Consider the following 25,622-nt stretch of genomic DNA (forward strand, 5'->3'; position numbering starts at 1 on the left):
AACATCACCGACCGGGAGGCCCCATAGCGACACCATGTGCCCTACCTCACTCGATCGGCTCAAGGCCGTAGCTTACCCGGAAATGCGCCCGCAGTGCTGCATCCACCGACCCCTCAGGTCCTCGGTTGTCAGGGAAAACCCGTTATTCGTCGTCGAGATGGATGGTCGTGTTGGACTTGCCGTGGTCGAACGGAGCGTCCTTGTCCTCGGTCGTCGGCCACTGAGCAACCACCGGGAACTGACCGGTGTACCCCTCGCGCTGTGCGGCGACTTCCATGACCCGACGACGGACCAGGAACCATCCGATGATCAGCAGCGGAATGATAACCACCATGGACGCAAGGGTGTAGGTACCCACCGGGTAGTCGAAAGCGATTAGCACCATCACGGCCGCCAGAAACAGCATCGTGATCCAGTTGGTGAAAGGGGCCAGCGGGGCCCGATATTTCGGTCGCTGGTAGAGGCCCTTTTTGGCCAGGGCCACGAATTTCTGATGCGGCAAAGTAATCGCGGCCCAACCAACGATGATTCCGACCGCTGACATGTTCAACACGATCTCGAATGCCGCCTCAGGGACGAGGTAGTTCAGGATCACGCCCAGCATGCCGACACCCGTGGTCAACAGAATACCCACGAACGGGACACCGCCCTTGGTGAGCTTCTGGGCAAAGCGTGGGGCCGAACCGGCCATCGCCATCGAGTGGACGATTCGGCCCGTCGAGTACAGCCCGGCATTGAGCGAGGACAGGGCCGCGGTGATCACCACAAGTTGCATGATGGGCCCCGCAGCATCCACCCCGATCGAGGCGAAGAATGTCACGAACGGCGATTCGTCGTCGCTGTACTGCGTATACGGCAGCAGGAGGCAGAGAAGCAGGACCGAGCCGACGTAGAAAACGGCGATGCGGAGGATCACGGAGTTGATCGCGCGCGGAATGACCCGGTCGGGCTCCTGGGTCTCGCCCGATGCTGTGCCCACAAGCTCAATACCGGAGTACGCAAAGACGACACCCTGCGAGACGACGAGCGCGGGCAGCAAACCATTGGGCAGCATTCCGCCGGATTCCGAAATCAGCGTGAATCCGGTGGGATCCCCCGACGGGGATCCGAAGATCACGAACAGGATGCCGACGATCATGAAGATCACGAGCGCGCTGACCTTGATGATCGCGAACCAGAACTCCATCTCGCCGAAGACCTTGACGGAGATGAGGTTCATGACCGTCACCGCGGCGATCACCAGGAATGCCAGAGCCCACTGGGGGACCGCATTGATGAAGGAGATGTACTGCCCAAACCATTTCACGTAGATCGCCATGGCCGTCGCGTCCACGATCGTGGTCGTGGCCCAACTGAGCCAATACATCCATCCGGTGAAGTATGCGGACTTCTCCCCGAAGAACTCGCGGCAATAGGACACGAACGACCCGGAGGAAGGGCGATGCACCACGAGCTCGCCCAGTTGCCGGAGGATGAGATAGCCGAAGAATCCGGCCACGGCGTACAGGATGAACAGGGTTGGTCCGGCGCTTTGGAGCCGCCCACCCGTCCCCAGGAACAGTCCCGTTCCGATCGAGCCACCGATCGCGATCATTTGTAGCTGACGAGGGCTCAAACCCTTTTTGAAGCCTTCTTGTTCCGCCTCGAATTGATTCTGTGCGGCCTCGGGTGAACGACTCGCCGCCGACGAGTCTGAACCAGGTGATGCCATGGGGGTTCCTCCCACTACGTCGGTCACGAACCTCCCCTTGGTCCGTAGAGTCTGCACGGTATCTTACCGAAACGTCGACGCATCTGTAACCCCGGCCACAACGAAAGTTGTCCACGGGGCAACACGCCCCGTGGACAACAGAAGATGCACGACAAGGGAGGTGCGGTCCCTTGCGGGACCTGCCTCGCGGAAGCTTACTCCGGAACGACGCGAACAGCACCCTTGTCCGCGCTGGTCACCATAGAAGCGTACGCGCGCAGAGCCGTGGAGACCTGACGCTCACGGGGTTTGGTCGGCTTCCAGGGCAGAGGACCACGGGCCTCTCGACGCCTGGCCAGCTCCTCGTCGGAGACGTGCACCTGCAGGAGACGGTTGGCGACGTCGATCTCAATCTCGTCGCCGTGTTCGATCAGGCCCACGGCTCCTCCGGCTGCGGCCTCGGGCGAGATATGACCGATCGAGATACCCGAAGTGCCGCCGGAGAAACGACCGTCCGTGATGAGGGCGCATTCCTTGCCGAGGCCAAGACCCTTGAGGTAAGAGGTTGGGTACAGCATTTCCTGCATCCCGGGGCCGCCCTTGGGCCCTTCGTATTGGATCACCACGATGTCGCCGGGTTCGACGTGCTTGGATAGGATCTCGAACACGGCTTCGTCCTGGGACTCGACGACAAAGGCCTTGCCCCGGAAGTGGAACAGGCTCTCGTCGATTCCCGCGGTCTTGATGACCGCTCCGTCCTCGGCGATATTGCCGAAGAGGATAGCCAGACCCCCGTCCTTGGTGTAGGCGTGCTCGACCGAGTGGATACAACCGAATTCCGGATCCGTATCCAGTTCCTCGAATTTGTTGGCCGTCGAGAATGCCTGCGTCGTGCGCACTCCCCCCGGCGCGGCGAGGAACAGTTCACGGGCGCGTTCCGAGGCCGAATCGCGGCGTATGTCCCACTCGTTGAGCCAATCGTCCACCGACTCGGCGTGCACGGTGCGCACGCCATCGTGCCGGAACAGCCCCGCCCGATCCAACTCACCCAGGATTGCGGGGATACCGCCGGCCTTGTGGACGTGCTCGATATGGAATTTCGTCGAGTTGGGGGCAACCTTGGCCAAGCACGGGACGTGCCGAGAGAGCTCGTCGATGTCCTTGAGCTTGAAGTCCACCTCGGCCTCCTGCGCAGCGGCAAGGATGTGCAGAACCGTGTTGGTAGAACCGCCCATGGCGATGTCGAGGGCCATCGCATTCGCGAAGGCGTTCTTGGACGCGATATTGCGGGGAAGGACGGATTCGTCGTCCTCCTCGTAGTATTTCTTGGCCAGTTCGACGACGGTGCGACCGGCATTGAGGAACAGGTCCTTGCGGGCAATCTGGGTCGCCAACGTGGTCCCGTTGCCGGGCAATGAGAGCCCCAAGGCCTCCGTCAGGCAGTTCATCGAGTTGGCCGTGAACATGCCGGAGCAAGAGCCGCACGTCGGGCAGGCGTTTTCCTCGATCATGCCGAGCTGATCGTCGGTCACAGATTCGTCCACCGCGTATGCCATGGCGTCGACCAGGTCGATGCGGTGCTCGATGACGCCCTCGACCGCGTTGCCGGACTCCATGGGTCCGCCGGAGACGAATACCACGGGGATATTCAGGCGCATGGCGGCCATGAGCATCCCGGGAGTGATCTTGTCACAGTTGGAAATGCACACGAGAGCGTCGGCCCGGTGGGCGTTGACCATGTATTCGACCGAATCGGCGATGATGTCGCGGGATGGCAAGGAGTAGAGCATGCCGTCGTGCCCCATCGCGATGCCGTCGTCGACGGCGATCGTGTTGAATTCCTTGGCGACGCCGCCGGCCTCTTCCACTGCGCCCGCCACGAGAGAACCCATATTTTTCAGATGGACGTGTCCCGGAACGAACTGCGTGAAGGAGTTGGCGATCGCGACGATCGGCTTGCCGAAATCTTCCTTCTTCATTCCCGTCGCACGCCACAGCGCGCGGGCCCCAGCCATGTTCCGCCCGTGCGTGGATGTTCTGGAACGCAGGTCAGGCATATATCCTCCTTGAACGTCTGATGCTCCGTCCAGACTACTCCCGGTTATACTCACGCCAATTGTTGAGATGGGCTGTCTTGAATGCTGGAATACAGGGCTCGGTACTGTGACGACGGGCGTCACCGGGCGGATTCCAGACGGATCACCCGCTGGGCAACCGTATCGGCGAAAGCTTCATCGTGTGTCACCACAAGAACCGCGGCGCCCCAAGAAACGCGCCGGCGAATGTGCCGCTCGAGGATGGAGCGTCCGACCGCATCGAGAGACACCGTGGGTTCGTCCAGGAGGAGAACAGGCGTTTGACGTGCAATGACGGCGGCCAAGGAAAGCAGGCGCCGTTGGGAGGCGCACAGCTCCAGGGGGTGCTCGTCGCATTGGAAACCCAGACCACAGTCGACGACAGCTTGGTCCGCAGCCAGATGGCTCTGGGCCCCGGCGAGCACTTGGGCATAGACCGTACGTTCGCTCAACTGATCCGTCGGGTTCTGCAGCATGATGGAGATATCGCGCGCCGCTTCCGCGGGCTTGTTCGGAACCGGTTGCCCTCGGGCCTCGATCCGCCCCGTTGAGCGTTCAAGTCCCATGATCGCCCGCAGCATCGTGGTTTTGCCGGCACCATTCGGTCCGGTGACTGCGACACACTCCCCCAGGGCCACGCTGAGGCTGAGGTTCTGGACCACGGGCACGTCGCTGCCGGGTCGGTACGCATCCACCCCTCGCAGTTCGAGGCCTGGACTCCCGGTTTCTGGCCCCTCGGCCGGTGATACAGAGCAAGCACGAGGACGGGGTACGAATCCCGTCGGGCTCTCCCCCAGATCCAGTCTGTGGGTAGCCCTGTCGAGGAACGGTTCGTCATATCCGGCTAGGAGCACGATGCCCATGCCGTCAGCCGCCAATGCGTCGATGCTCTCCCTCACTGACATCGTGGTTTCCGGGTCGAGTCCTGCACCTGGCTCATCGAGGATCACGATGGCTGGCCGCAGCACCAGAACGCAGGCCAAGGCCACCAATCGCTCTTGCCCTCCCGAGAGCTCCATCGGGTCCCGGTCGAGAATCCCACTCAAACCCAAGGTCCCGACGACCCGTGCCACCTCGTACCTCTGCTCATCCCTCGTCATTCCGCGATATTCCAGGCCGAAGGCGATCTCCTCCTCGACCGTCGCTCTTGCGGCCGAGAGATAGGACCGGGCGTCCTGAGGCAGGTAGGCCGCACACCGGGACCATTCGGACAGATCGGTCTGAGGACGGTCTTCCGGGCGGTAGTCCACACGCTGATCCCCGAATTCGATGAATCCTCGCATCTGCCCTCCGTTGCTGGGGAAGATTCCGGCCATGATCTGCCCCAATGTGGACTTCCCGACGCCGGACCCGCCAGTTACGGCGAGAACCTCGCCAGGGTTGAGCTCGACGTGGACATCGCACAGCAGGGGGTTCTGAAGGTCCACGCGCTCATCGTGGTGGAAGGATTCGATCCCGAGGTTCAGAAGGGCCACACGATCACCGCCGTTGCCACGATCGAGGCTGCTAATACTGTCCGACGAAGTACAGCTTGGCCTCGGGAGTCAGGGACCTCCCGATACCTCGGGACGCGGGCGGGGCCGTGACCGGGGAATCCGCGAGCCTGGAGGTGCACGGAACGCTCCGTTGCTTCGTACACGGCGGAGGATACGAGCGGAACAGTCTGATGCCTGACTCTCCGCACCCACGAGAGCGGAAATCGGCCCAGGTCGAGACCCCGTACAGCCTGCGCCTGTCCGATAAGCCGCGAGCGTCCGGCCAGGTGGGGACCCATATTCAGGGTCGCTATCACCACGTATCCGATAGTGCGCGGAACTCTCGACTCGTCGATCGCGGCCACGAGGCGCATTCGGTCCACGACGACGAGGCACAGCACACCCACACCGACAATCGGAACGAGTCTCAACGCATAGTCGCCCGCGGTCCGGATGCCTTCAGCGGTTAGACGCACCCATCCCCAGTTCCAGAGAACGGTGAGTCCGGTGGTGTCGAACAATGCGTGCACCATGAGCTGCGATACTGCCAGAGGGACCATGATTCCCACCGCGCCGCCGAGCCACGCGCGGCCACGGTGATGGAACAAAGCCAATGCAAGGCATAAGAAAGCCACGAGCCCAGCGGGCCAGAGACCACCGATGCCCGTCGAGACCAGGACGACGGCCAGACCTACGGTAAGAACCGTGAAGGGATGCAGCTGTGTCAACGCGTCTCAGAAATCCTCCGGACGGTGCGCTGGGGCAGCGCACAGATCAAAAGTGCCACGACCAAGAAGGAAATCGCCTTGTCGCCAGGGTCGGTCACGAGCGCTTGCTTGGTCGTCGCCTGAAGGATCGAGTCTCCGTAGGCTCGGAAGGCCGTCACGATGGCCCCGGTGGCCGCGCCGGATGTTCCCCCGTAGACGAATGCGGCTATGGGCGCCGAGATCGTCGCGCTGATCAAGCCGGCGACGAATCCGAAGATCGGGGCGGACCAGATCCTTCGCACGGCTCCCCAACGCCCTGCCGTCCCGGCGCAGAATCCGACAACCGCCGCGACCGCGGCAAAAGGCAAGAGGGTCGGGTTGAACAGGGACCACACGAGGTTTCCGAGAATTCCCGTCGCGACTCCCGCGCTGCGACCCGCGAGGAAAGCGATGAGAATCGTACCCATCGAGTCGAGGTACAGAGGAACCAACGAGCTTCCGACGAACTGACCCAAGAGAATGTTGAGCACCAATCCGACGGGAATCAGAACGATGGTTCCGACGGACAGCCCAGGGAGGGTTCCGGCGAGCAGGAAGAGCGCAGCGACGAGGTATCCCACGAACAGAACCGCGGCCGGCACATTGGTTGTACCGATCGCGGCATCGGCAGGTTGAGTCAGCACTGTTCCGAGGTAGATCGCCGCGATGAGCAACGCTCCCACGATGATGCAGAAACGTTGCCACGAGGAACGCGCGGAAGAATCTGCTTTGATCAAGGAGGGGCAGTCGGTGATGCGAGGTGATGAAGGCATAGGTGTCGTCCGAAGGTCAGATGGAAACGGCCTATGTCACCTCGGCCCCAATGAGCTACCAGATTAGTCCGAGTCGGTCCTCCCGTCACCTTCAGGCCGAAACACGGACCCGCGGGCTAGGAGCTGATCCTGTCGACTCGCCGAGCGAGATCCACGATCGACGAACGCAGGCGCGAGAATCCTTGGTCCGGATCGTTCGATGTCACGAGCCGAGCTGAGGGCCTGCGTCCCAAGAGATTTCGCAAGTCGGCGACCGTCGCTCCGTAGGCCGGGCCATCGCTCGTCACGACGTCGATGTTGGTCGTCACGGCCTCGTAGGTCGCGTCCCCGATCGCGGCCGCGGAGGCGAAGAAGTCATGAACGTGGGCCATGTAGCCGTAACCGTATTCTTCGTGGAACTCGAAGTAGAACCGAAGGGCGTCGTCCAGGACTTTGAGGAGTTCGGTCCCTCGCCCATGAGGATCGAGGGCTTGGGGATTGCCTGCGTCGATTGCCCAGGTTGCGGCTTCCTCCGGCATCAGTTCATACCGTTCGGTCGTCTCCAACCCGCACACCAACGGAAGTTTTTCTTCGGGCAGACCCCCGTACGCCTCATAGGCCGCGAAGACCTCGTGCGCGGCGTGCGGATCCGAGTGAATGTTCCATTCGGTCAACGGGGTCGTATTCCCGGGATGGAAAAATGCCCCGCCCATGATCGTGAGCGAACGGAGCAACTCGGGAAGCCGCGGCTCGATGCGCAGCGCGAGAGCGAAATTCGTCAGGGGCGCGGTGCATATCGCATCCAGTTCCCCCGGATTCGCTCGCGCCAATTCTGCCCAAACTTCGGGGGCGTAACCATCAGAAATGCTCCCGGAGGAATGAACCTGCGCGTGGCCGATCCCTTGCGGCCCGTGCGTTTCGGGAGTGGTCGTCAGCTCCGCCTCGAGAGGCTGAGTCGCCCCCAGAAAGACGGGCACCTCCTCACGCCCGCACAACCGCAGGAGACCCAAGTTGTTCCTCGCGACGTCGTCGGCCGAAACGTTCCCGGGAGTGCAGGAGATCGCCTCGAAACTCACTTCGGGCTGGGCGGCCAGGTACACCAGGGCTATCGCATCGTCGATGCCTGTGTCGTTGTCCAAAAGAATGCGGGGCATGGACCCAGCATAGGTCCGAGCCATGCCGATCGGCAGATGCAGACGCGGACGGACCCGACGCTGGTCTCAGTAGGAGGTTACTCCTGCTGAGACCAGCGTCGGGTCTCCCCCAGTGTCCTGACCGCTCCGCATAGGGCGTCAGTCCTCGTCTTTTTCTTCCTCATCGGGTTGATGGATGATCGTGGTGTTTCCGTGCCCGTGACGCCCACGCGTATGCGTACGCTGTGCGGCCGGACGATCCGCCACGATCGGGTAAAGACCGGTCACGCCTTCCCGTTCGGCCGCCAACTCGCGGACGCGCTTGCGAACCGCGAACCATCCGACGATTAGCGCGGGAACGATGATGATCATCGAACTCAACGTGTAAGTACCCACGGGATAGTCGAATCCGATCAGCACCACGACGCACCCGAGGAATACCAGGGTGACCCAGTTCGTCACCGGGGCAAAGGGCGCCCTGTAACTGGGCCTCTCGTAACGTCCTTTCTTGACGAGCGAGACGAACTTCATGTGCGCCATCGTGATCGCCACCCAACCGGCGATGATTCCGAGAGACGCAATATTCAGCACGATTTCGAAAGCCGCGTCCGGAACGAAGTAGTTCAGGATCACGCCCAACAGAGCCACGGCCGCGGTCAGCAGAATCCCGCCGTAAGGAACGCCCGACTTTGTCAGACGCTGGGCGAATTGCGGTGCCGAACCGGCCATCGACATCGAGTGCAGAATGCGCCCCGTGGAGTACAACCCGGCGTTGAGCGATGACAGCGCCGCGGTGATCACCACCAACTCCATAATCGGTCCCGCGGCCCCCACGTTGATCGATGAGAAGAACGTGACAAAGGGGGATTCGTCTTCGCTGAACGCCGTGTAGGGCAAAAGCAGGCACAACAAGAAAATCGCACCGACGTAGAAGATCGCGATACGAAGAATCACCGTGTTGATGGCTTTCGGGATCACCTTGGCGGCGTTGCGGGTCTCTCCGGAGGTGGTGCCGACCAACTCGATCGATGCATATGCGAAAACGACGCCCTGCATGATGACCATCGCCGGGAGGAACCCATTGGGGAAGAGCCCGCCGTTCTCCGAGATCAGCCCGAGTCCACGGGGACTGCCTGTCGGTGTGCCGAAAATGACGAAAACAATCGCCAAAACCAGGAAGATGACAAGGGCGACGACCTTGATCAACGAGAACCAGAATTCCATCTCGCCGAAGACTTTGACCGAGATCAGGTTCATGATCACCACGACCACGATCACAAAGAGCGCGACGAACCACTGGGGTATTGCGTCGATGAACGAGCTGTACTGACCGAACCAGTGCACGTAAATCGCAATGGCCGTGGAGTCCACGATGGCCGTGGTTGCCCAATTGAGCCAGTACATCCACCCGGAGACGTAGGCGGCCTTCTCACCGTAGAACTCGCGCGTATAAGAAACGAAAGAGCCTGACGAAGGCCGGTGAACCACCAACTCGCCCAGCTGACGCAGGATCAGGTACGCGATGAGTCCACAGAGCGCGTAGTCCAAGAACAAGGACGGGCCGGCGCTGGCCAAGCGTCCTCCGGCACCGAGGAACAGACCGGTGCCGATCGCTCCTCCGATGGCGATCATTTGGAGCTGTCGAGGCCCCAAGCCTTGTTGAAGTCCGGCCTGTTCCTGCTCATAGGCCATTTCTTCCGGATATTTCGTTGCCTGCTGTTGAGGCGTTTGAGTCATAGGTTCCTCTAGATTTCGTGACACCGCGGGGCCGACGGTTCGCCTGTGCGAGGCGGGCAAGCCAGAGGAAAAGCGCGCGGCGTCGGTGTTGCATCAACTGGTCACTCGCCAGTCACGACCACCCTGTTGTGGTCACGACTACAGGCTGTAGTGATCTGCATCGACAAAAGACGCATTCGACACGATAACCCCAAGTGTCACAATCACGTAACAGGCACCACACACGAAATACCGTGTCACAAGCCGTGACTGGCTCGTCTGCGTTGGAATCCCGGGCTCATTCCGGGAAAAGTGGGCCAAGGAATAGGACCATCCCGAGCGGCCGAGAGACTTGGCTCGACGACGCCGCAGCAACCCACGAGGCCCGACCCTCGTCGGTGCTAACGCCAAGACCGATGGAGGAAACATGCTGAACAGTTCCGACCGCATCCGCACGACCCACGTGGGTTCGCTGCCCCGCACGGACGAGCTCATCCAAGCCAACGCACAACGCGGCAAGGGTGAGATTTCCGAACCCGATTTCCAGCGCGTACTGACCGATTCGGTCCACGAGATCGTGGGGAAACAAGTCGAGTGGGGAATCGACGTCGTCAACGACGGCGAATACGGTCACGCGATGGCCAGTGACGTGGACTACGGCGCGTGGTGGCACTACTCCTTCGCCCGGACCGGTGGCCTCGAAACTGTCGGTGACACCTCGTTCCGGGAAATCCTCAAGACCCCGGGAAACGGACGCTACAACAGCTTTGCCGTCCGCCGGGATTGGAACCGGTTCGCAGACTTCTATGAGTCATTGGACCTGGGCAACGACCCTGATGCCGAGTTCCCGATCGCGACCGGGCCGCTGACCTACAAAGGCCAGGACGCCGTCGCCGCGGACATCAACAACCTGCGAAATGCCGTGACTCAACAGGGCGCATCCGAGGCGTTCATCGCCTCGCTCTCCCCCGGCTCGGCCTCACGCATCGGAAATCATCACTACGCGACCGACGAAGAGTTCATCTACGCCTGGGCGGATGTTCTCCATGAGGAATACAAGGCCATCACGGACGCGGGATTCATCGTCCAGCTCGACGATCCCTCGATCGCCGAAGCATGGGACCAGTTGGTTCCGGAACCGACGATCGAGGAGTATCTCCGGTTCAATCAGCTCGCCATTGAGGCCGCGAACTATGCCCTGCGGGGAATACCTGAAGAACAAATCCGATTCCACCTGTGTTGGGGCTCGTGGCACGGGCCCCACACGACCGACATCGAGATCCAGCACCTCATCGACTCGCTCTTCACTATTAACGCCGGCGCCTACGTTTTCGAAGCCGCGAACGTCCGCCACGCCCACGAGTGGAAAGCCTGGGAGGATGTGAGTTTGCCCGAGGGCAAATTGGTCATCCCCGGGGTGGTTTCCCACTCGACCAACGTCGTCGAACATCCCGAACTCGTGGCCCAGCGCATCGAGCAATACGCTTCGGTCGTCGGCAAGGAGAACGTCATTGCGGGCACCGATTGCGGCCTCGGTGGACGTCTTCATCCGCAAATCGCGGAAGCCAAGCTCAAGTCCCTGGCGGAGGGTGCGCGCATCGCGAGCGAGCGACTGTTTTAGGGTGGACTGAAGAACCTTCGCAATCTCCCTTAAGGAATGAGCTCATGTCCGCTGATCAGCCCCAACCCCAAGATGCCGCCCCCACAAGCGAGCATCCCTCGCAGATTCTCGCGCCCGTCGCCGGAGAAATCATTCGGATCGAGCACGTCGACGATCCTGTTTTCGCCGGAAAGATGATGGGTGAAGGCTTCGGCATTCAGAACCCCACATCGGGAGAAATCGTCGCGCCCGTCGCCGGAGAAGTGACCGTGACGACGAGCAGCAAGCATGCGCTCGGCATCCGGACCGACGACGGCCTCGAGGTTCTGCTGCATTTGGGGATCGATACCGTCGAGCTCAAGGGCGCGCCCTTCGAGCTGCATTCGGCCAAGCACGACCGGGTCGCGGCGGGCCAACGACTGGGCACGATGGACATTGAGGCGGTCCGAGCCGCGGGCAAGGACCCGACGAGCATCGTGGTCATCACCAATTCCGCCGACCGGCTGGAAGCGCTTTCAGTACAGGGCGGTCAGGCGGCGCTGGGCGATGTGGCGGCGTCCGCTGTGCTCCGCGACTGATTGCTAACGCCCCGATTCCTTGGGGAGGTCCTCCCTAGAACACGATCGCGTGGTTCCCGTGCCAGAAGACGCGGTCTTCCGCATGGGCTTGGACGGCTCGGGACAAAGTCGCTCTTTCCACGTACGCTCCGTGTTTCTGCAGATCCGCAGGCGAAAACGTGTGGTCCACCCGCGTGACGTCCTGTTCGATGATGGGCCCAGCGTCGAGCTCCGGAGTGACGTAGTGTGCCGTGGCCCCGATGAGTTTGACCCCGCGTTCCCAGGCCATGCGGTAAGGACCGGTGCCGACGAAAGCGGGCAGGAACGAGTGATGGATGTTGATAATCGGCACATCGATCCGCCGCAGGAAGTCCTCGGACAGAATCTGCATGTACCTGGCCAGGACCATGAAGTCGGCTTTCCCACTCACGAGCTCCATGATCTGTGCCTCGGCGACCGACTTGTCCGAGCCCTGGGAGGGAACGTGATGGAACGGAATGCCGAAGTATTCGACCTCCTCGCGCAGGTCTGGATGATTCGATATGACCATGGGGATCTCGACCGGAAGTTCACCGCGCTGCTGACGCCACAGGAGGTCGAGCAGGCAATGGTCCGATTTCGGTGCTAGAACGATCATCCGTTTGGGCTTGGAGCGGTCAATCAGTTGCCATTCGAGCCCCACGGAAAGCAGAGTTTCCTGCAGGTCGGACTCTATCTCCGGGATCGACTCGGAAAAGTTCTCTTTGTGAAAGACCGTCCGCTGGTAGAAGATCGGAGCCTGGTCAATACTCGTGAACTGGTCGCTCTGCAGAATGTTCCCGCCGTTGCGTGCTATCGCGGTAGCCACGGCTCCGACGATCCCCGGACGGTCGGGTCCCTTGACGACGAGGCAGCCCTGGTCCGCCAGACGGTCAATACGATGTGTCATAAAATCTCCGTGCTTCTTAAGGATCGAGGAAACGCACATGGCCCGGACCGGCACCGAGTGCTGGTCCGGGCGCATTCACGTGGTTTCTACCGGAACAGCAACAGGGCCTCGCCCTGCCCACCGCCGCCGCACAGCGAGACGGCGGCCTTGCCGCCATTCCGGCGCTTCAGCTCGTAGGCCGCGTGCAAGGCCAGCCGCGCGCCGGAAGCACCGATCGGGTGACCCAGCGCAATCGCGCCCCCGTGAATATTGATCTTCTCCTGGTCGATGTTCAGGTCGCGACCGGACTGCAGAGCGACCGCGGCAAAGGCCTCGTTGATCTCCCAGAAATCGAGATCCTGAGCCGTCCAACCGCCCTTGTCCAAGGCGGCCTGGGTCGCCTGGGACGGTTGAGAATGCAGGGCGCCATCAGGGCCCGCCGTTTGGCCGGCTGCCCCGACCTCGGCAAGCCATTCGAGTCCGTGATCCTCTGCGAACGTCTTGGATGTCACGATCAGCGCCGCGGCACCGTCGGACAGCGGCGAGGAGTTTCCGGCAGTAATCGTGCCGTTGTGGGCAAAAGCAGGGCGCAGCTTGCCCAAAGTTTCGGTCGTGGAGTCGGGGCGGATGCCCTGGTCCGAATCCACCGTCACGGGTTCGCCCTTGCGCTGGGGAATTCTCAGCGGTGCGATCTCTTCGCCCAGAATCCCCGATGCCGCGGCCTCACCCGCTCGGCGATGCGAAGCGGCCGCGATCTCATCCTGCTCCTCACGTCCGATGCCGCGAGGCACGTTGTCCTCTTCGGTCATCGCACCCATCGAGCGACCGTCCTGTGCGTCCGTGAGCCCGTCACGCGCCACGGCGTCGACAAGCCGAAGGTCCCCGTACGATTTCCCTGCCCGTACCCCGGGGGCCACGTGCGGCGCTGAGGACATGGATTCTTGGCCTCCGGCCACCACGACGTCGGCCTCCCCCAAACGAATCAGCCGAGCGGCCTCGGTCACGGCAGCGAGACCCGAAAGGCAGACCTTGTTGAGGGTCATGGCTGGAACATTCCGTGAAATTCCCGCTTCCAGCGCCGAGGATTTCGCCGGGTTCTGTCCGCAACCGGCCTGGACCACGTGCCCCATGAAAACCTGGTCCACCTGCTCCGCGGACACCCCGGAACGTTCGAGGGACGCGGCGATCGCGTGAGCCCCAAGGTCCACGGCCGTGAGCCCCGCGAGTTGTCCCATAATTTTTCCCTGCGGAGTGCGAGCGCCGCCCACAATCACGACGTCATTGAGATGGGACACGGAAGAACTCCTTCGATCGGCACGGGCGCGTTGCACCACCTCATGGTACGACAGGGCGCGAGCCCGGCGGATATTCATGAAGCACAAGTCCGAGACACTGTCTCGAAGTCCGGCTACATCCAGTTCTTCTTCTTGAAGACCAGATATAGGGTCCCGCAAATCAGGGCCATCAGTCCCAGGACCAAGGGGTAGCCCACGGTCCATTTCAGTTCCGGCATGACCTCAAAGTTCATGCCGTAAATCCCCGCGATGACGGTGGGGACCGCCAGAATCGCGGCCCAGCTCGAGAGCCTCTTCATGGCGTCGTTCTGCCGTTGGCCCACCAGCGTGGAGTCCACGGTGAGCGCGTTCTGCAAGGCGGAGCGGAGGCTGTCCAGGTGTTCCAGTGCTCGCAGCACGTGGTCCTTGACGTCGCGGAAATGCGGATGGAGCTGCTTCGGGGTCTCATACTTCTCGGCACCGCGCATCAACAGATCCAGCAAGTAACTCAGCGGGCGCGTGCCCCGCTGGAATTTCACGACTTCTTTGAAAAGTTCGTAAATGCGCTGGGAGGAATTGCTTCCCGTGAAAAGATCCTCCTCGATCTCGTCCAGGTCTTCTTCGAGGTCCATCAGGATCGGTTCGTACTCGTCGACAACGCCGTCGAGCAGGAAATACAGCAAAGTCTGCGGATTGTGCGGCTCCAGGTGCTGGCGTTTGAACGCTCGACGCATCTGGTTCAGGACCAGCTGGGAGGCCCCACCTTCCGGTATGGTCACCAGAAAGTAATTGGGCCCGATGAAAGCGTGAATTTCACCGATCGACAGCTTCTCGGTCCTGTCCGTATACGAGATCGGATGAACCGCCAGGAAGAGCGCCTCACCGTATCGCTCCAGTTTCGGCCGTTGATGTCCGTGCGAGGCATCCTCGACCGCGAGGGGGTGAAGATCGAGGGACTCCGCCAGACGTTTCAGCTCCTCGTCCGAAGGATCCTCGACCACCAAACATGCGCTCGAGCCAGGAGAGGTGGACAACGCTGCGATGGCGTCCTCCGCCGAATCCTGCGGATGAGTTTGTTCGCTCGAATCAATGAGAGTGTGAAGAAGATACGCCATGCTGAGCCCGTCTATCCGTGGTCACTGCTCGTTCTTGACGGTGCTTCACTCATCGATGAGATCACGAACGACGATCGTGTTCTCACGCCCCGGCCCGACGCCGATCGCAGAGATACGGCATCCCGAGAGTTCTTCGAGTTTTTCGACGTACTTCCGTGCGTTCTCCGGAAGGTCGTCCAGAGACTGTGCTTGAGAGATGTCCTCGGTCCATCCGTCGAAGTACTCGTAGATCGGTTTGGCATGGTGGAATTCGGTTTGCGTCATCGGAATCTCGTCGTGCCGCACCCCATCGACGTCGTAGGCCACGCAGACGGGAATTTGCTCGAGTCCGGTCAGAACGTCCATCTTGGTGAGGAAGAGGTCGGTGAGCCCGTTGATACGGACCGCTTGCCGGGCCAGAACCGCGTCGTACCAGCCGCACCGGCGAGGACGGCCGGTATTCACACCGAACTCGCCACCGGTCTTTTGAAGGAATTCGCCCCACTCGTCAAAGAGCTCGGTCGGGAATGGCCCGGCACCCACACGGGTCGTATAGGCCTTCTGAATGCCGATCACTCGTGAGATTCGGGTCGGGCCCACACCGGAGCCCACCGATGCACCGCCGGCTGTGGGATTCGACGAGGTCACGAAGGGGTATGTCCCGTGGTCGACATCCAGGAAGGTAGCCTGGCCGCCCTCCATGAGTAAGGTTTTGCCCTCGTCGAGCGCGTTGTTCAGAACCAGCGTGGAATCCACGATCATCGGTTCGAGCCGCTGAGCGAATGACATGAAGTAATCGACGATCTCATCGACTTCCACATGGTGCCGGTTGTAGACCTTGACCAGAAGCTCATTCTTCTGGCGGAGGGACCCCTCGACCTTCTGCCGAAGGATCGACTCATCCATGATGTCTTGAACGCGGATGCCCAAGCGACCGATCTTGTCCATGTAGGCGGGGCCGATGCCGCGTCCCGTCGTTCCGATCGCGCGCTTGCCCAAGAAACGTTCGGTCACCTTGTCCATGGTCTGATGGAACGGCGCCACGAGGTGAGCATTCGCGGAAATCCGCAATTTGGACGTATCCGCCCCGCGAGCTTGAAGGCCGTCGATTTCCTCGAAGAGAGCCTCGGGATTGACGACCACGCCATTTCCGATCACCGGCGTCGCGTTAGGACTCAGGATTCCAGCGGGCAGCAATTTGAGTTCGAACTTCTCCCCGCCGACGACGACGGTGTGGCCAGCGTTGTTTCCGCCATTCGGCTTGACGACGTAGTCGACGCGGCCGCCGAGGAGGTCGGTAGCTTTGCCTTTGCCCTCATCGCCCCACTGGGCGCCGACGATTACGATTGCTGGCATTTGGAAAATCCACTCCTGTTGACAGGTCACCAACCGGGTTTCACGGCGGCGAAAGGCACGCGGGACATGAGCGCCTCGCAAAGCCACAGTCCAGGATACCTGCTGCAGTCGGTCGCATACTCGCTCGGACAGTATTTTTCGAGATGAAGGCGCCGCCCGGTACCTTCTCGGCCCGCGACCGAGAACTGCGGAATACCAGGCGGCGCCGACATGGCCAAGTTGGATCCGTGACGAACGGACCCCTCTTAGCTGAGGATCGAGATCTTCATGGGATAGCGATAGATCTCGCCCTTATTCGCTTTGACCGCCCCAATGATGTGGCAGACGAACGCGACGACGTTGACGACGACCCATACGGGAAGGGCGATGACAATGCCGACCCCGAAGGTCACGATGACGAGGATCCACGCGGCAATGTTGACGATCCACACCAAGGCATTGAAATTGAACGCTTCTGCAGACGAGACGCGCACAAATTGGTAGCCGGGCTTGTCCTTGTAGATGAACCAGAAGACCAACGGTCCGAGAATGCTCAACCAACCGGCGGAAATCAGGAGGATGACGAGTGTGGACAAGTGCGAGAGCACTGCCATCGTCCGAGCGTCGGATGGAATGCGATTCCCGTAGGCATCGAAGGATCGGTCCTGCGGCCCAGGACCGGGGCCACCCGGACTGCCCTGAAAGCCTGGCTGCCCGGGGTTTCCGGTCGGGCCTGGCTGTCCCGGCTGTCCGGCCGATGAGGCCGACCCGTTCCACGAGCCCCCGTCCGGTGGCTCAGGCGCGTGGGGAGGCTGATTCGTCATGGTGTCTCCGTTGCTTTTCGGGCGATGTAACTACACACCTACTGTATGGGCCATTTTTCGTGACGTCGACGCCATTATTGCGGCCGAGGCCTACCCCCGGCGGGCCGGCAGATCCGGGAAGGCATCGGCCACGCCCCGGAAGACGATCTCTCCCGCGTCCGTATTGAGACCGGCGGCCAAAGCCGCGGACCGCTCGAGGGCGTCGTCGATCCCTTGAGCCAACTGCAGAATGAACGGCAGGGTCGCGTTGGTCAACGAGGCGGTGGCCGTCCGCGGAACGGCGCCCGGCATGTTGGCGACGCAATAGTGCCGAATACCATCAACCTCGAAAACCGGATCATCGTAGGTGGTCGGATGCGACGTCTCGAAGCAACCGCCCTGGTCGATCGCCACGTCGATGAGCAATGATCCCGGCTTGAGAAGTTTGAGATGCTCCCGGCGGACCAGCTTCGGGGCAGCAGCACCCGGGACAAGAACCGAGCCGATGACGACGTCGGCCTGTTCCAGTTCGCGTTCGATGTTGCGCGGGTTGCTCGCAATCACGCGGGCAGAATTGCCGAAGTAGTCCGTGAGCTCGCGGACGCGCGGCAGATAGGCATCGAGGATGGTGACCTCGGCCCTCAGACCGACGGCCAACAACGCGGCTTGGGTTCCGACCATGCCGCCGCCCAGGATCACGACGCGAGCCGGGGTCACGCCCGGGGTTCCTCCCAGGAGAATACCGGCCCCTCCCTCGGTGTGCAGGGAATACTGGGCAGCCGCTTGAGCAGCTAGTCGACCGGCGATCTCGGACATCGGGGTCAGCAGAGGAAGAGATCGGCCCTCGCGCACGGTCTCGTACGCGATGGCACGGGTCCTGTTCTTGAGGAGTGACTCGGTCAGTGCTCGGTCTGCGGCGAGGTGGAGGTAGGTGAAAACGGTCAAGTCCTCGCGAAGAAAGCTGTACTCCGATTCGATGGGCTCTTTGACCTTGACCAAGAGTTCGGCCTTTTCCCAGACCTCTTCCTGAGTGCCGAGCTGCGCTCCCGCCGCGAGGTATTCCGCGTTGCCGAAGCCAGCACCGGTTCCGGCACCGTCTTGGACGAATACCTCGTGTCCGGCGTCGACGACAGCATGTACGCCATCGGGGGTCATCCCGATTCGGCGCTCGCTCGGCTTAATCTCAGTAGGCACGCCAATACGCATTTTTTTCGTCGTTCCTTTCGATCACAGGGATCGATGACCTCTTTGTCATCGCCCTCGATCAATTATGACGCTTCCCACCGCGACTATCACCCATGTGTGGCCCAGAGTTCCGGGGATCCGTCCCCGCTAGGCGAGCTGGGCTGCGGCTTCCGGGTCGGAGTCGTCGAGGAATTGGGCGATGCGCTCGGCCTCGTCGTCCTCCCCGATTGCCGACGCTGCACGGCCCAACAGATATAGGGACTTCAGGAACCCACGATTCGGCTCGTGCGAGAACGGGATCGGACCGTGTCCTTTCCACCCGTGGCCGCGCAATGCATCCAAGCCCCGGTGGTACCCGACTCGGGCATAGGCATAACCCTCAACCACGTATCCGGAGTCGAGAGCATCCTGCGCGAGGACTGCCCATGCCAATGATGACTTGGGGAATGCACGGGCGAGGTCTTCTCCCTCGTCACCGGCATCGATGCGCGCACGCAGCTCGGGTTCGTCGTCGAGGTAGGTGGGCTCGGGCCCGTCCAAAAGATTCTTGCCGGCTAGGGACATAGCGGATCCTTTCGTGGTCATTCGCAGCTCCTCCCACTGTACCGGGATCAGCATGCGGGAAGCCGACCGCACAGTGCGGACGTCGTGCGCGAGACAGAAAGCCGAAAGCGCACCGGAATCGCTGTGAAACCGATGCGCTTTTGGCTTGTCGACGCGGCAGCGACCTGCGGCCGCTGGGGCGTCTACTTGATCGCGGTGCCCGCCGAGCCGAGGTGCTCGCATGCTTCCACCACGCGGGCGGACATGCCGTCTTCGGCCTTGGCTCCCCAGGTGCGGGGATCGTAGAGCTTCTTGTTGCCGACTTCGCCGTCGATCTTCAGAACGCCCTCGTAGTTGGACAGCATGTGTCCAGCAACGGGTCGGGTGAACGCGTACTGGGTGTCGGTGTCCACGTTCATCTTGATGACACCGTAGGAAACCGCGTCGGCGATTTCCTGTTCGCTCGAGCCGGAACCACCGTGGAAGACCAGGTCGAAGGGGCGCTCCTTACCGAGCTTCTCGCCTACTTCCTGCTGGATCTGCTGGAGCAGCTCGGGACGCAGTTTCACATTGCCCGGCTTGTACACGCCGTGAACGTTGCCGAAGGTCAGAGCCGTGATGTAACGGCCCTTTTCCCCGTTTTCCCCGAGCGCTTCGATGGTCTTGAGGGCGTCTTCCGTACTGGTGTACAGGGTGTCGTTTATTTCACCGACCACACCGTCTTCTTCGCCACCAACGGCACCGATCTCGACCTCGAGTACGATGTGCGCCTTGCCGGTACGCTTGATGAGGTCCGCGCCGATGCGCAGGTTCTCCTCGAGCTCGATGGCCGAGCCGTCCCACATGTGCGAGTTGAAGATCGGGTCCTCGCCACGTGCGACCGCGTCCTCGGATTCCTTGAGCAATGGCAGAACGAAGCCGTCCAGCTTGTCCTTGGGGCAGTGATCGGTGTGCAGCGCGATGTTGACGTCGTACTGCTTGGCAACCTCGCGAGCAAACGCAGCGAATGCGAGCGAACCGGCCACCATGTCCTTCTTGCTGGAGCCTGACCAGTACGCAGCGCCACCGGTGGAAACCTGGATGATTCCGTCCGACCCGGCCTCTGCGAAGCCGCGGATCGCGGCGTTGAGCGTCTGAGAAGAGGTCACGTTGATGGCGGGGTAGGCAAAGCCTTTGGCCTTGGCCTTATCAAGCATTTCCGCATAAGCGTCCGGGGTTGCGATGGGCATGCTGACTCCTTTGTAACGGAAGATCGGGCCGACGCCGTGTCGACCCCTGATAGCTGAAGGAACCCGGTCACCCAGGCCCTCCACAAACCTGCTTTTAGTCTAACAAGACACATCTGAAGCAGAAGGGAGAATTCCCCACAATTTCCCAAGTTAAGCCACAGAAACCCACCCTTACTGCGGCCCTCGTCCGTCCGGGAGAGGGGGCATGCTCATGGCGGTGCCCCGCAACCACCGGGTCACGGGGCACGTCGCGGGACACGGTGTCAGAACGGATCGGCATAGAGCGCTTCGTCCGCGCCGTTGACCGGACGATCCGGATCGCCGAACATCGCAAAGAACTGGATGGGAGTTCCGTCGCGATCTGTGAAGGAGAACGTGTATCGCCCCGAAGGGAGGTCCGCGAGAATTCCGCCCTTCAACTGAACCTGCCCTTTGTCATCCTTCTGGAAATGGGCTTCGGTAGGCACGGTGACCGGCTTTCCGGTTGCTCCGTCACGATAGGTCACGTCAACCTTAGGCTGGTCACCATCCGGAAGGGCGTAGGTGCTCTCGGGCAGGAACGTCACGGAGTCCAGCCCGATGGGTTGTGTATGCAGATGAGCAGGACCGGCATTGGCCAGGGACTGCTGGTCTCGAAGGATCGCAAGGGTGGCCTCAGCGCCGTACACGTCTCCGTAGGCCAGCTGCGGTATATCGTTCGGTTGACCGTGATCTCCCAGGAAGGGTGGCTGACCACCTTCCAGACCGTCCGGGTTGAGGGGGCCTTCGAACTGAATCATTTGCTGACCCTTGGTGTTGTCGAGCATCGTGCTCCCACTCAAGTCGACCATGCCTCCCTTCGAGTCGACCACCAATTCTTCACCGTGCACACCGTCGCCGATCTTGGCCCGATACAGACCGTCAGGTGCCGATTCGGGTTTTTGGCCTTCCCTGGGGTATTTGAAAAGTTTGAAGTCTGTCGACCCCAGACCTTGCTGCTGGGCGAGTGTCATGGTCGAGCCGGTGCCCGCCCGCAAGGTGTACCCGGTCGGGGCCGTACCGTGTTCGTCTTTCCACGGGCCGTCGTTGTCTGTGGGTGGTTGCTCTGCCGTGCCTGCAGATTCGGTTCCCGCAGCAGATCCGGACGCCGGCCCGGCCGACGGCGCCTGCTGAGAGGCGTCGGGAGACTCAGCGAGTGCCGGAACCGCCGCACCCACGCCCAGAGCGGTGCCGGCACCCAAGGCCATGACTGCCGCGGTCGAGGAGGTCATCTGGACCAAGTCGGTCAGAGGATTCATGTGATTCTGCATGTTTTCTCATCCTTCGATGTGTCGGGATTACTGCCCGTTCGTCCTGTGACCTGACGTGATGAGGTCAGGCCCCAGAATTCAACAACGCGACCTCAGGAGGGATCGTCGTAGAGCGGTGATTCGCCAGGGCGTTCCTGGTGATTCGCGTCAGCAAGCATCACGTAGACCTGGTGATAGTTGCCGGCTTCGTCGGTGAAGGAAAAGCGGTAACGCCCTGAGGGGAGATCCTTGAGCTGACCTTGTTGGATGCTCAACTCACCATGGATGTTCCTGCCCAGATATGCGACGTCCGGGACCACGACGGCCTCACCCGTTTCGGCATCCCGGTACGTAGCGTTGACCCGAATGTTGGCCATGTTCGGATGGGGAATGGGTGTTTCTGCGGTCACCGGAATGTCATCCGTTCCGGCGTCGTGGACCGGCAACCCGGTGGATTTATTGCGCACGCTGTCTCCTGCGGTATCCGCCGGAACCACGAGGTGGTTCGAGTCATAGACAACGCCGCCCTCGGCCAAATGCGGTTGATCGGCCGGTTGATCATGGGAGTCCAGAAAACGATGCTGCTCGTTGGTCCCCGGGTCGGGATTGAGGGGCCCCTTGACCTGGACCATGAGCTGACCGTGAGCCGATTCGATCAGCTGCTCACCTTGGCTGATGTCCAGGATGCCGCCGCTCGATTGGGCGGTGAGTTCCGTTCCGCAGACCCCATTGCCGATCGTCACCTTGTAGGCGCCATCGGGCGCAGGACCCAGACCCACGGCAGCGGGTAGCGAAGCCTCGAGTTCGAGCCGGACACCGCCCGGCTCCGTCTGGGTTACCGCCCCGGTAGGTCCTCCTGCAGCCGGAAGTCCACTAAAGGGTATCGGGGCCGTTCCATGGGCCTGTTTCCATGGGCTGTCCTCGGACAGCGACGGATCACCCGTTGTGGGACCCGAATCGCACGGCGTTTCGTCCGGCGGCCAGGCCGCTTGAGCGGGCGAGGAAGCCCCGACGAGAGTTCCGAAACCCAGGGCAGCCGCTGCCGCAGCCGCGATGAGAGGAGACATTTGCTTCTGGTGCGAGAAATTCATGACTCTTCCGCTCCTTCAGGTCAACCGTGCCAGGAAAGATTCCTGACCTGAGCCCCTGTTCCGTCGAATCTTTGAGAAGATTTCGGGGAATCCGTTGCTCACACATTGAGCATATGAAGAGAAAAAGAGATTTGGGTTACCGTTTGATCTCAATCCACAAGAAACTACATAACATTTCAATAACCCTTGGGAATCGGCCGAAAACAGTTCAGAAGAATTGGAATGACAGATTTCTTGGTTATCAGATCACGCGTTGGTCAAATACGTGACGGCGAATCCACGAATGCATTGCAACGGCCGCGGCCGCCGACGCATTGATGGATCTCGTCGAACCGAACTGCTCGATCGACAAAGTATCCACCGCTGCGTCTTTCATCTCCTGGCTGATCCCCGGGCCTTCCTGCCCGAAAACCAGGACGCAATCTCGCGGAAGGTCATAGGTTTCTAACTTCCGAGAATCCGGGAAATTGTCGATACCGATGACGGTCAGCCCCTCGGATTGGGCCCATTCAATGAACGATTCCACGGTGACATGGTGCCGAACATGCTGATATCGATCCGTGACCATTGCGCCGCGTCGATTCCACCGTTTTCGTCCGATGATGTGGACTTCCCGGGCAAGAAAAGCGTTTGCTGTTCGAACCACGGAACCGATATTGAGATCGTGTTGCCAATTTTCGATGGCCACGTGGAAAGAATGCCGTTTGGAGTCCAGGTCCGCGATAATCGCGTCCATGGTCCAATAACGGTATTCGTCGGTGACGTTCCGGCGGTCGCCCTCGCGGAGAAGTTCGGGATCCCAGTGATCCCCCTCCGGCAATTCCCCTTGCCACGGGCCGACTCCGACAACATGCTCGGCCGCCGCACCGTCCGTCACCGGCGTGGGGACCTCGGTGCCCGCTGCTTCCGAGGCTACACATTCTTCGGGCCGCGAAGCGGCGTCGTGTTCCGATCCCACCCCTAGTCCAGGCCGAGTTCCGACTTGGAGAAGGCGTAGAGGCACGGGACGGATGCGCTCTCCTCGATGCGTTCTTTGGCGCCGGTCGCGCGGTCCACGATGATGGCCACTGCCACGACGTTGGCCCCGGCTTCCCGCAATGCCTCGACGGCGGTCAGTGCCGAGCCACCCGTGGTCGAAGTGTCTTCGAGGACGACGACGTTCTTCCCCTTGACCTCAGGGCCCTCGACCTGACGGCCCATACCGTAGGACTTCTGGGCCTTGCGAACCACGAAGGTATCGATGGCCCGGTCCTGGTCCCCCGCGGTTCGCATAATCGCGTGTCCCACGGGATCCGCACCCATGGTCAGACCGCCCGCTGCGTCGAAATCGATGTTATTTCGATCCAGAAGATCCAACATGACCTGCCCCACCAAGCGCGACGCCTCATGGTGCAGGGTCACTCGACGCAAGTCGACGTAGTAATCGGCCTCAAGGCCGGAAGCCAACGTTACCTTGCCGCGCACCACGGCGAGCTCGATGATGAGATCACGGAGCCTCTCGCGGGCGGCCTCGATGGACAGAGCGGTGGAAAGATCGGAAGTCATGACGTCATTCTACGTGGTGGGCCGGCGATTCGAGGCGATCGAGCATCACGCTGTGGATACGCTCTTTGGGAGCGAGCTCGCCTCCCGAAACGGAGCTCTGAGTTTGGCCAGCATCTCCTCGTACTCCGCTTCCGGATCGGAATCGGCAACGATGGCCCCACCGGCACTCACGCTGATTCGCGTCCTCGATTGCGTCTCCGCGCTGAGCACGAGCGTACGGATCACGATGGACAGGTCAGCTTCCCCGGTTGGGGAAAGATATCCCAAGGCCCCGGAATACACCCCACGGGCACGCCCCTCCAAGCGCTCGATGATCTTCATGGTGCGCGGCTTCGGTGCGCCCGTCATGGAGCCTCCTGGGAAGCAGGAACGCACCAGGTCGAGCGCGGAACGCCCAGGTAACAGTCGCCCTCGAATCGTCGACACGAGCTGGTGTACGGTCGCGTAGCTTTCGACACCCATTAAAACCGGAACCTGGATCGTCGCCGGATCACAGACGCGCGAGAAATCATTGCGCAGGAGATCCACGATCATGAGGTTCTCGGCGCGAGTCTTCGGATCCACTGCCAGAGCTCTCGCGGCGCGGGAGTCCTTTTCGGCATCGTCGCAACGCGGTGTCGTGCCTTTGATCGGTTTGGTTTCGCACCAGCCGTCGCTGGCGACGGACAGGAACCGCTCAGGACTCGAGGACAGCACCGCGATGTCGTCGCACCACAGAAATGCGGCATATGGGGCCGGGTTCGCCTGACGCTGCTGCCGGTACAAGGCAAGCGCTTCATCGAGCCCAAACGGCGCTTCGACGATTCCCCCGGCTTCCGCGGTCAGACACACTTCATAGGAATTCCCATCGCGGATCTCGCCCAGGGCTTCCCGGACGGCGCAGATGTATTCCTCGCGCTCCGGGCAGGCAAACCCAGGTTTCGGGATCGCCGAATCCTGTGTCGCCGTTATCGACGGCAGCGATTCCTCAGCCCTCGAAACGAGGTCCAGCCACACCGAGTCGCCAAGGACCCAAACCTCTTCAGCGTCATGATCAACGAGGACAAGTCGGGTGGCCTTCATCCACACTGCGTCGGGGGTCTCTGCCGAGTACTCGTTCGGGGAATCGAGGTCGGCTTTCACCTCGTACCCGAAGTAACCGAACCACGCACCGACCAAGGATCGGGCAAAAGCCGGGATGCGCGAGTCTGCGTTCCGGGGCGGAGCCGATCCGGATGCACCGGACGGGGTCGAGCATTTGAGCCGCTCTTCCAGGACATCGAGAATCGTCCCGCTCACGGGCTCTTCGGTATGGGCATCGGGGCCCAGATGGTGCACCCGGGGGTCTGGCGAGCCCGCCTGCTCGTATCGGAGAACCTCGCTCGGGAATACCAAGACGCTCCAGCGGGATGGCGCCCCTCCAGGCTTCCGTGCAGAGGCCGAATCGAGCCATGCCGCATAGCGCATTTCGGCACCGTTCTCATGGTCAAGGCAGTCAAGAAGCCGATGAAAGAGGTCTGCGAGGCTGACATCCACCTCAGTGAACGCGGACTGCGATGCCCAGAGGGTCCGACCGTGGGCATCCACACCGCAAGGAAACCTGTGCGAGAGCATAAGTTACATTC

22 protein-coding genes and 1 riboswitch are annotated in these 25,622 nt (G+C 61.4%); of the genes, 2 read left to right on the forward strand and 20 right to left on the reverse strand.

The features are described 5' to 3' along the window. Positions 1-142: 142 nt before the first annotated feature. The 7 genes from sake_RS11580 to sake_RS11610 form a co-directional block, all read right to left on the reverse strand. Complete coding sequence (locus sake_RS11580) at positions 143-1,711, reverse strand: amino acid permease (protein ID WP_178946086.1); 1,569 nt, start codon at positions 1,709-1,711, stop codon at positions 143-145. 194 nt (positions 1,712-1,905) lie between these two features. After that, a complete protein-coding gene (gene ilvD / locus sake_RS11585; RefSeq protein WP_129360374.1) occupies positions 1,906-3,747 on the reverse strand; it encodes a dihydroxy-acid dehydratase in 1,842 nt (613 codons plus the stop codon). Between the two features lie 119 nt (positions 3,748-3,866). Beyond that, a complete protein-coding gene (locus tag sake_RS11590) occupies positions 3,867-5,240 on the reverse strand; it encodes an ATP-binding cassette domain-containing protein (RefSeq protein WP_178946087.1) in 1,374 nt (457 codons plus the stop codon). Next, on the reverse strand, positions 5,228-5,968 hold the full coding sequence (locus sake_RS11595; protein WP_129360372.1) for an energy-coupling factor transporter transmembrane protein EcfT: 741 nt from the start codon (positions 5,966-5,968) through the stop codon (positions 5,228-5,230). The genes sake_RS11590 and sake_RS11595 overlap by 13 nt, the downstream gene beginning before the upstream one ends. Next, positions 5,965-6,759: an ECF transporter S component gene (locus sake_RS11600; protein WP_129360371.1), complete on the reverse strand. Its 795-nt coding sequence runs from the start codon at positions 6,757-6,759 to the stop codon at positions 5,965-5,967. The genes sake_RS11595 and sake_RS11600 overlap by 4 nt, the downstream gene beginning before the upstream one ends. A gap of 116 nt (positions 6,760-6,875) precedes the next feature. Then, positions 6,876-7,892, reverse strand: a complete 1,017-nt coding sequence (locus tag sake_RS11605) for a nucleoside hydrolase (RefSeq protein WP_178946088.1) — start codon at positions 7,890-7,892, stop codon at positions 6,876-6,878. 138 nt (positions 7,893-8,030) lie between these two features. Beyond that, positions 8,031-9,608, reverse strand: a complete 1,578-nt coding sequence (locus tag sake_RS11610; protein ID WP_178946089.1) for an amino acid permease — start codon at positions 9,606-9,608, stop codon at positions 8,031-8,033. Between the two features lie 306 nt (positions 9,609-9,914). Continuing rightward, positions 9,915-10,010, forward strand: a riboswitch (SAM riboswitch). Positions 10,011-10,014: 4 nt separating this feature from the next. Here sake_RS11610 and sake_RS11615 point away from each other — a divergent pair. Then, on the forward strand, positions 10,015-11,208 hold the full coding sequence (locus sake_RS11615; RefSeq protein ID WP_178946090.1) for a cobalamin-independent methionine synthase II family protein: 1,194 nt from the start codon (positions 10,015-10,017) through the stop codon (positions 11,206-11,208). A 44-nt stretch (positions 11,209-11,252) separates the two neighbouring features. Continuing rightward, positions 11,253-11,765, forward strand: coding sequence for a PTS glucose transporter subunit IIA (locus sake_RS11620; protein ID WP_178946091.1), 513 nt, complete (start codon positions 11,253-11,255; stop codon positions 11,763-11,765). A 34-nt stretch (positions 11,766-11,799) separates the two neighbouring features. Here sake_RS11620 and purU read toward each other — a convergent pair whose 3' ends face one another. From purU to sake_RS11685, 13 genes are all read right to left on the reverse strand, one after another. After that, positions 11,800-12,672 (reverse strand): formyltetrahydrofolate deformylase, encoded by an 873-nt coding sequence (gene purU, locus sake_RS11625; protein ID WP_178946092.1) that lies wholly within the window; start codon positions 12,670-12,672, stop codon positions 11,800-11,802. An 86-nt stretch (positions 12,673-12,758) separates the two neighbouring features. Continuing rightward, positions 12,759-13,946, reverse strand: coding sequence for an acetyl-CoA C-acetyltransferase (locus sake_RS11630; RefSeq protein WP_256394838.1), 1,188 nt, complete (start codon positions 13,944-13,946; stop codon positions 12,759-12,761). Positions 13,947-14,059: 113 nt separating this feature from the next. Then, entirely contained in the window at positions 14,060-15,040 is a 981-nt protein-coding gene (locus tag sake_RS11635; RefSeq protein ID WP_129360364.1) for a magnesium and cobalt transport protein CorA, read from the reverse strand. 45 nt (positions 15,041-15,085) lie between these two features. Then, positions 15,086-16,375 (reverse strand): adenylosuccinate synthase, encoded by a 1,290-nt coding sequence (locus tag sake_RS11640; protein ID WP_178946094.1) that lies wholly within the window; start codon positions 16,373-16,375, stop codon positions 15,086-15,088. A 245-nt stretch (positions 16,376-16,620) separates the two neighbouring features. Next, positions 16,621-17,178 carry a DUF4870 domain-containing protein gene (locus sake_RS11645; RefSeq protein ID WP_178946095.1) on the reverse strand — a complete coding sequence of 186 codons (558 nt, stop codon included), beginning with the start codon at positions 17,176-17,178 and terminating at the stop codon, positions 16,621-16,623. Positions 17,179-17,268: 90 nt separating this feature from the next. Further along, on the reverse strand, positions 17,269-18,363 hold the full coding sequence (gene ald, locus sake_RS11650; protein ID WP_129360361.1) for an alanine dehydrogenase: 1,095 nt from the start codon (positions 18,361-18,363) through the stop codon (positions 17,269-17,271). 126 nt (positions 18,364-18,489) lie between these two features. Further along, positions 18,490-18,906 carry a DUF3151 domain-containing protein gene (locus tag sake_RS11655; RefSeq protein ID WP_178946337.1) on the reverse strand — a complete coding sequence of 139 codons (417 nt, stop codon included), beginning with the start codon at positions 18,904-18,906 and terminating at the stop codon, positions 18,490-18,492. A gap of 182 nt (positions 18,907-19,088) precedes the next feature. Continuing rightward, positions 19,089-20,114, reverse strand: a complete 1,026-nt coding sequence (fbaA, locus tag sake_RS11660) for a class II fructose-bisphosphate aldolase (RefSeq protein ID WP_129360360.1) — start codon at positions 20,112-20,114, stop codon at positions 19,089-19,091. Between the two features lie 263 nt (positions 20,115-20,377). Next, positions 20,378-21,403, reverse strand: coding sequence for a hypothetical protein (locus sake_RS11665; RefSeq protein ID WP_178946096.1), 1,026 nt, complete (start codon positions 21,401-21,403; stop codon positions 20,378-20,380). A 92-nt stretch (positions 21,404-21,495) separates the two neighbouring features. Beyond that, complete coding sequence (locus sake_RS11670) at positions 21,496-22,473, reverse strand: hypothetical protein (protein ID WP_178946097.1); 978 nt, start codon at positions 22,471-22,473, stop codon at positions 21,496-21,498. A 241-nt stretch (positions 22,474-22,714) separates the two neighbouring features. Further along, positions 22,715-23,350 carry a TrmH family RNA methyltransferase gene (locus sake_RS11675; RefSeq protein ID WP_129360540.1) on the reverse strand — a complete coding sequence of 212 codons (636 nt, stop codon included), beginning with the start codon at positions 23,348-23,350 and terminating at the stop codon, positions 22,715-22,717. An 83-nt stretch (positions 23,351-23,433) separates the two neighbouring features. Beyond that, positions 23,434-24,018, reverse strand: coding sequence for an orotate phosphoribosyltransferase (pyrE, locus tag sake_RS11680; RefSeq protein WP_129360357.1), 585 nt, complete (start codon positions 24,016-24,018; stop codon positions 23,434-23,436). A 45-nt stretch (positions 24,019-24,063) separates the two neighbouring features. Further along, entirely contained in the window at positions 24,064-25,611 is a 1,548-nt protein-coding gene (locus sake_RS11685; RefSeq protein ID WP_178946098.1) for an anthranilate synthase component I family protein, read from the reverse strand. Between the last annotated feature and the right edge of the window lie 11 nt (positions 25,612-25,622).

The organism is Kocuria sp. TGY1127_2 (assembly GCF_013394385.1).
Classification (GTDB): domain Bacteria; phylum Actinomycetota; class Actinomycetes; order Actinomycetales; family Micrococcaceae; genus Rothia.

Coding starts and splice junctions, on each gene's coding strand:
- sake_RS11580 (WP_178946086.1), bottom strand. CDS start 1,711: ATGGCATCACCTGGTTCAGACTCGTCGGCGGCGAGTCGTTCACCCGAG.
- ilvD (WP_129360374.1), bottom strand. CDS start 3,747: ATGCCTGACCTGCGTTCCAGAACATCCACGCACGGGCGGAACATGGCT.
- sake_RS11600 (WP_129360371.1), bottom strand. CDS start 6,759: ATGCCTTCATCACCTCGCATCACCGACTGCCCCTCCTTGATCAAAGCA.
- sake_RS11605 (WP_178946088.1), bottom strand. CDS start 7,892: ATGCCCCGCATTCTTTTGGACAACGACACAGGCATCGACGATGCGATA.
- sake_RS11610 (WP_178946089.1), bottom strand. CDS start 9,608: ATGACTCAAACGCCTCAACAGCAGGCAACGAAATATCCGGAAGAAATG.
- sake_RS11615 (WP_178946090.1), top strand. CDS start 10,015: ATGCTGAACAGTTCCGACCGCATCCGCACGACCCACGTGGGTTCGCTG.
- sake_RS11620 (WP_178946091.1), top strand. CDS start 11,253: ATGTCCGCTGATCAGCCCCAACCCCAAGATGCCGCCCCCACAAGCGAG.
- purU (WP_178946092.1), bottom strand. CDS start 12,672: ATGACACATCGTATTGACCGTCTGGCGGACCAGGGCTGCCTCGTCGTC.
- sake_RS11635 (WP_129360364.1), bottom strand. CDS start 15,040: ATGGCGTATCTTCTTCACACTCTCATTGATTCGAGCGAACAAACTCAT.
- sake_RS11640 (WP_178946094.1), bottom strand. CDS start 16,375: ATGCCAGCAATCGTAATCGTCGGCGCCCAGTGGGGCGATGAGGGCAAA.
- sake_RS11645 (WP_178946095.1), bottom strand. CDS start 17,178: ATGACGAATCAGCCTCCCCACGCGCCTGAGCCACCGGACGGGGGCTCG.
- ald (WP_129360361.1), bottom strand. CDS start 18,363: ATGCGTATTGGCGTGCCTACTGAGATTAAGCCGAGCGAGCGCCGAATC.
- sake_RS11655 (WP_178946337.1), bottom strand. CDS start 18,906: ATGTCCCTAGCCGGCAAGAATCTTTTGGACGGGCCCGAGCCCACCTAC.
- fbaA (WP_129360360.1), bottom strand. CDS start 20,114: ATGCCCATCGCAACCCCGGACGCTTATGCGGAAATGCTTGATAAGGCC.
- sake_RS11665 (WP_178946096.1), bottom strand. CDS start 21,403: ATGCAGAATCACATGAATCCTCTGACCGACTTGGTCCAGATGACCTCC.
- sake_RS11670 (WP_178946097.1), bottom strand. CDS start 22,473: ATGAATTTCTCGCACCAGAAGCAAATGTCTCCTCTCATCGCGGCTGCG.
- pyrE (WP_129360357.1), bottom strand. CDS start 24,018: ATGACTTCCGATCTTTCCACCGCTCTGTCCATCGAGGCCGCCCGCGAG.
- sake_RS11685 (WP_178946098.1), bottom strand. CDS start 25,611: ATGCTCTCGCACAGGTTTCCTTGCGGTGTGGATGCCCACGGTCGGACC.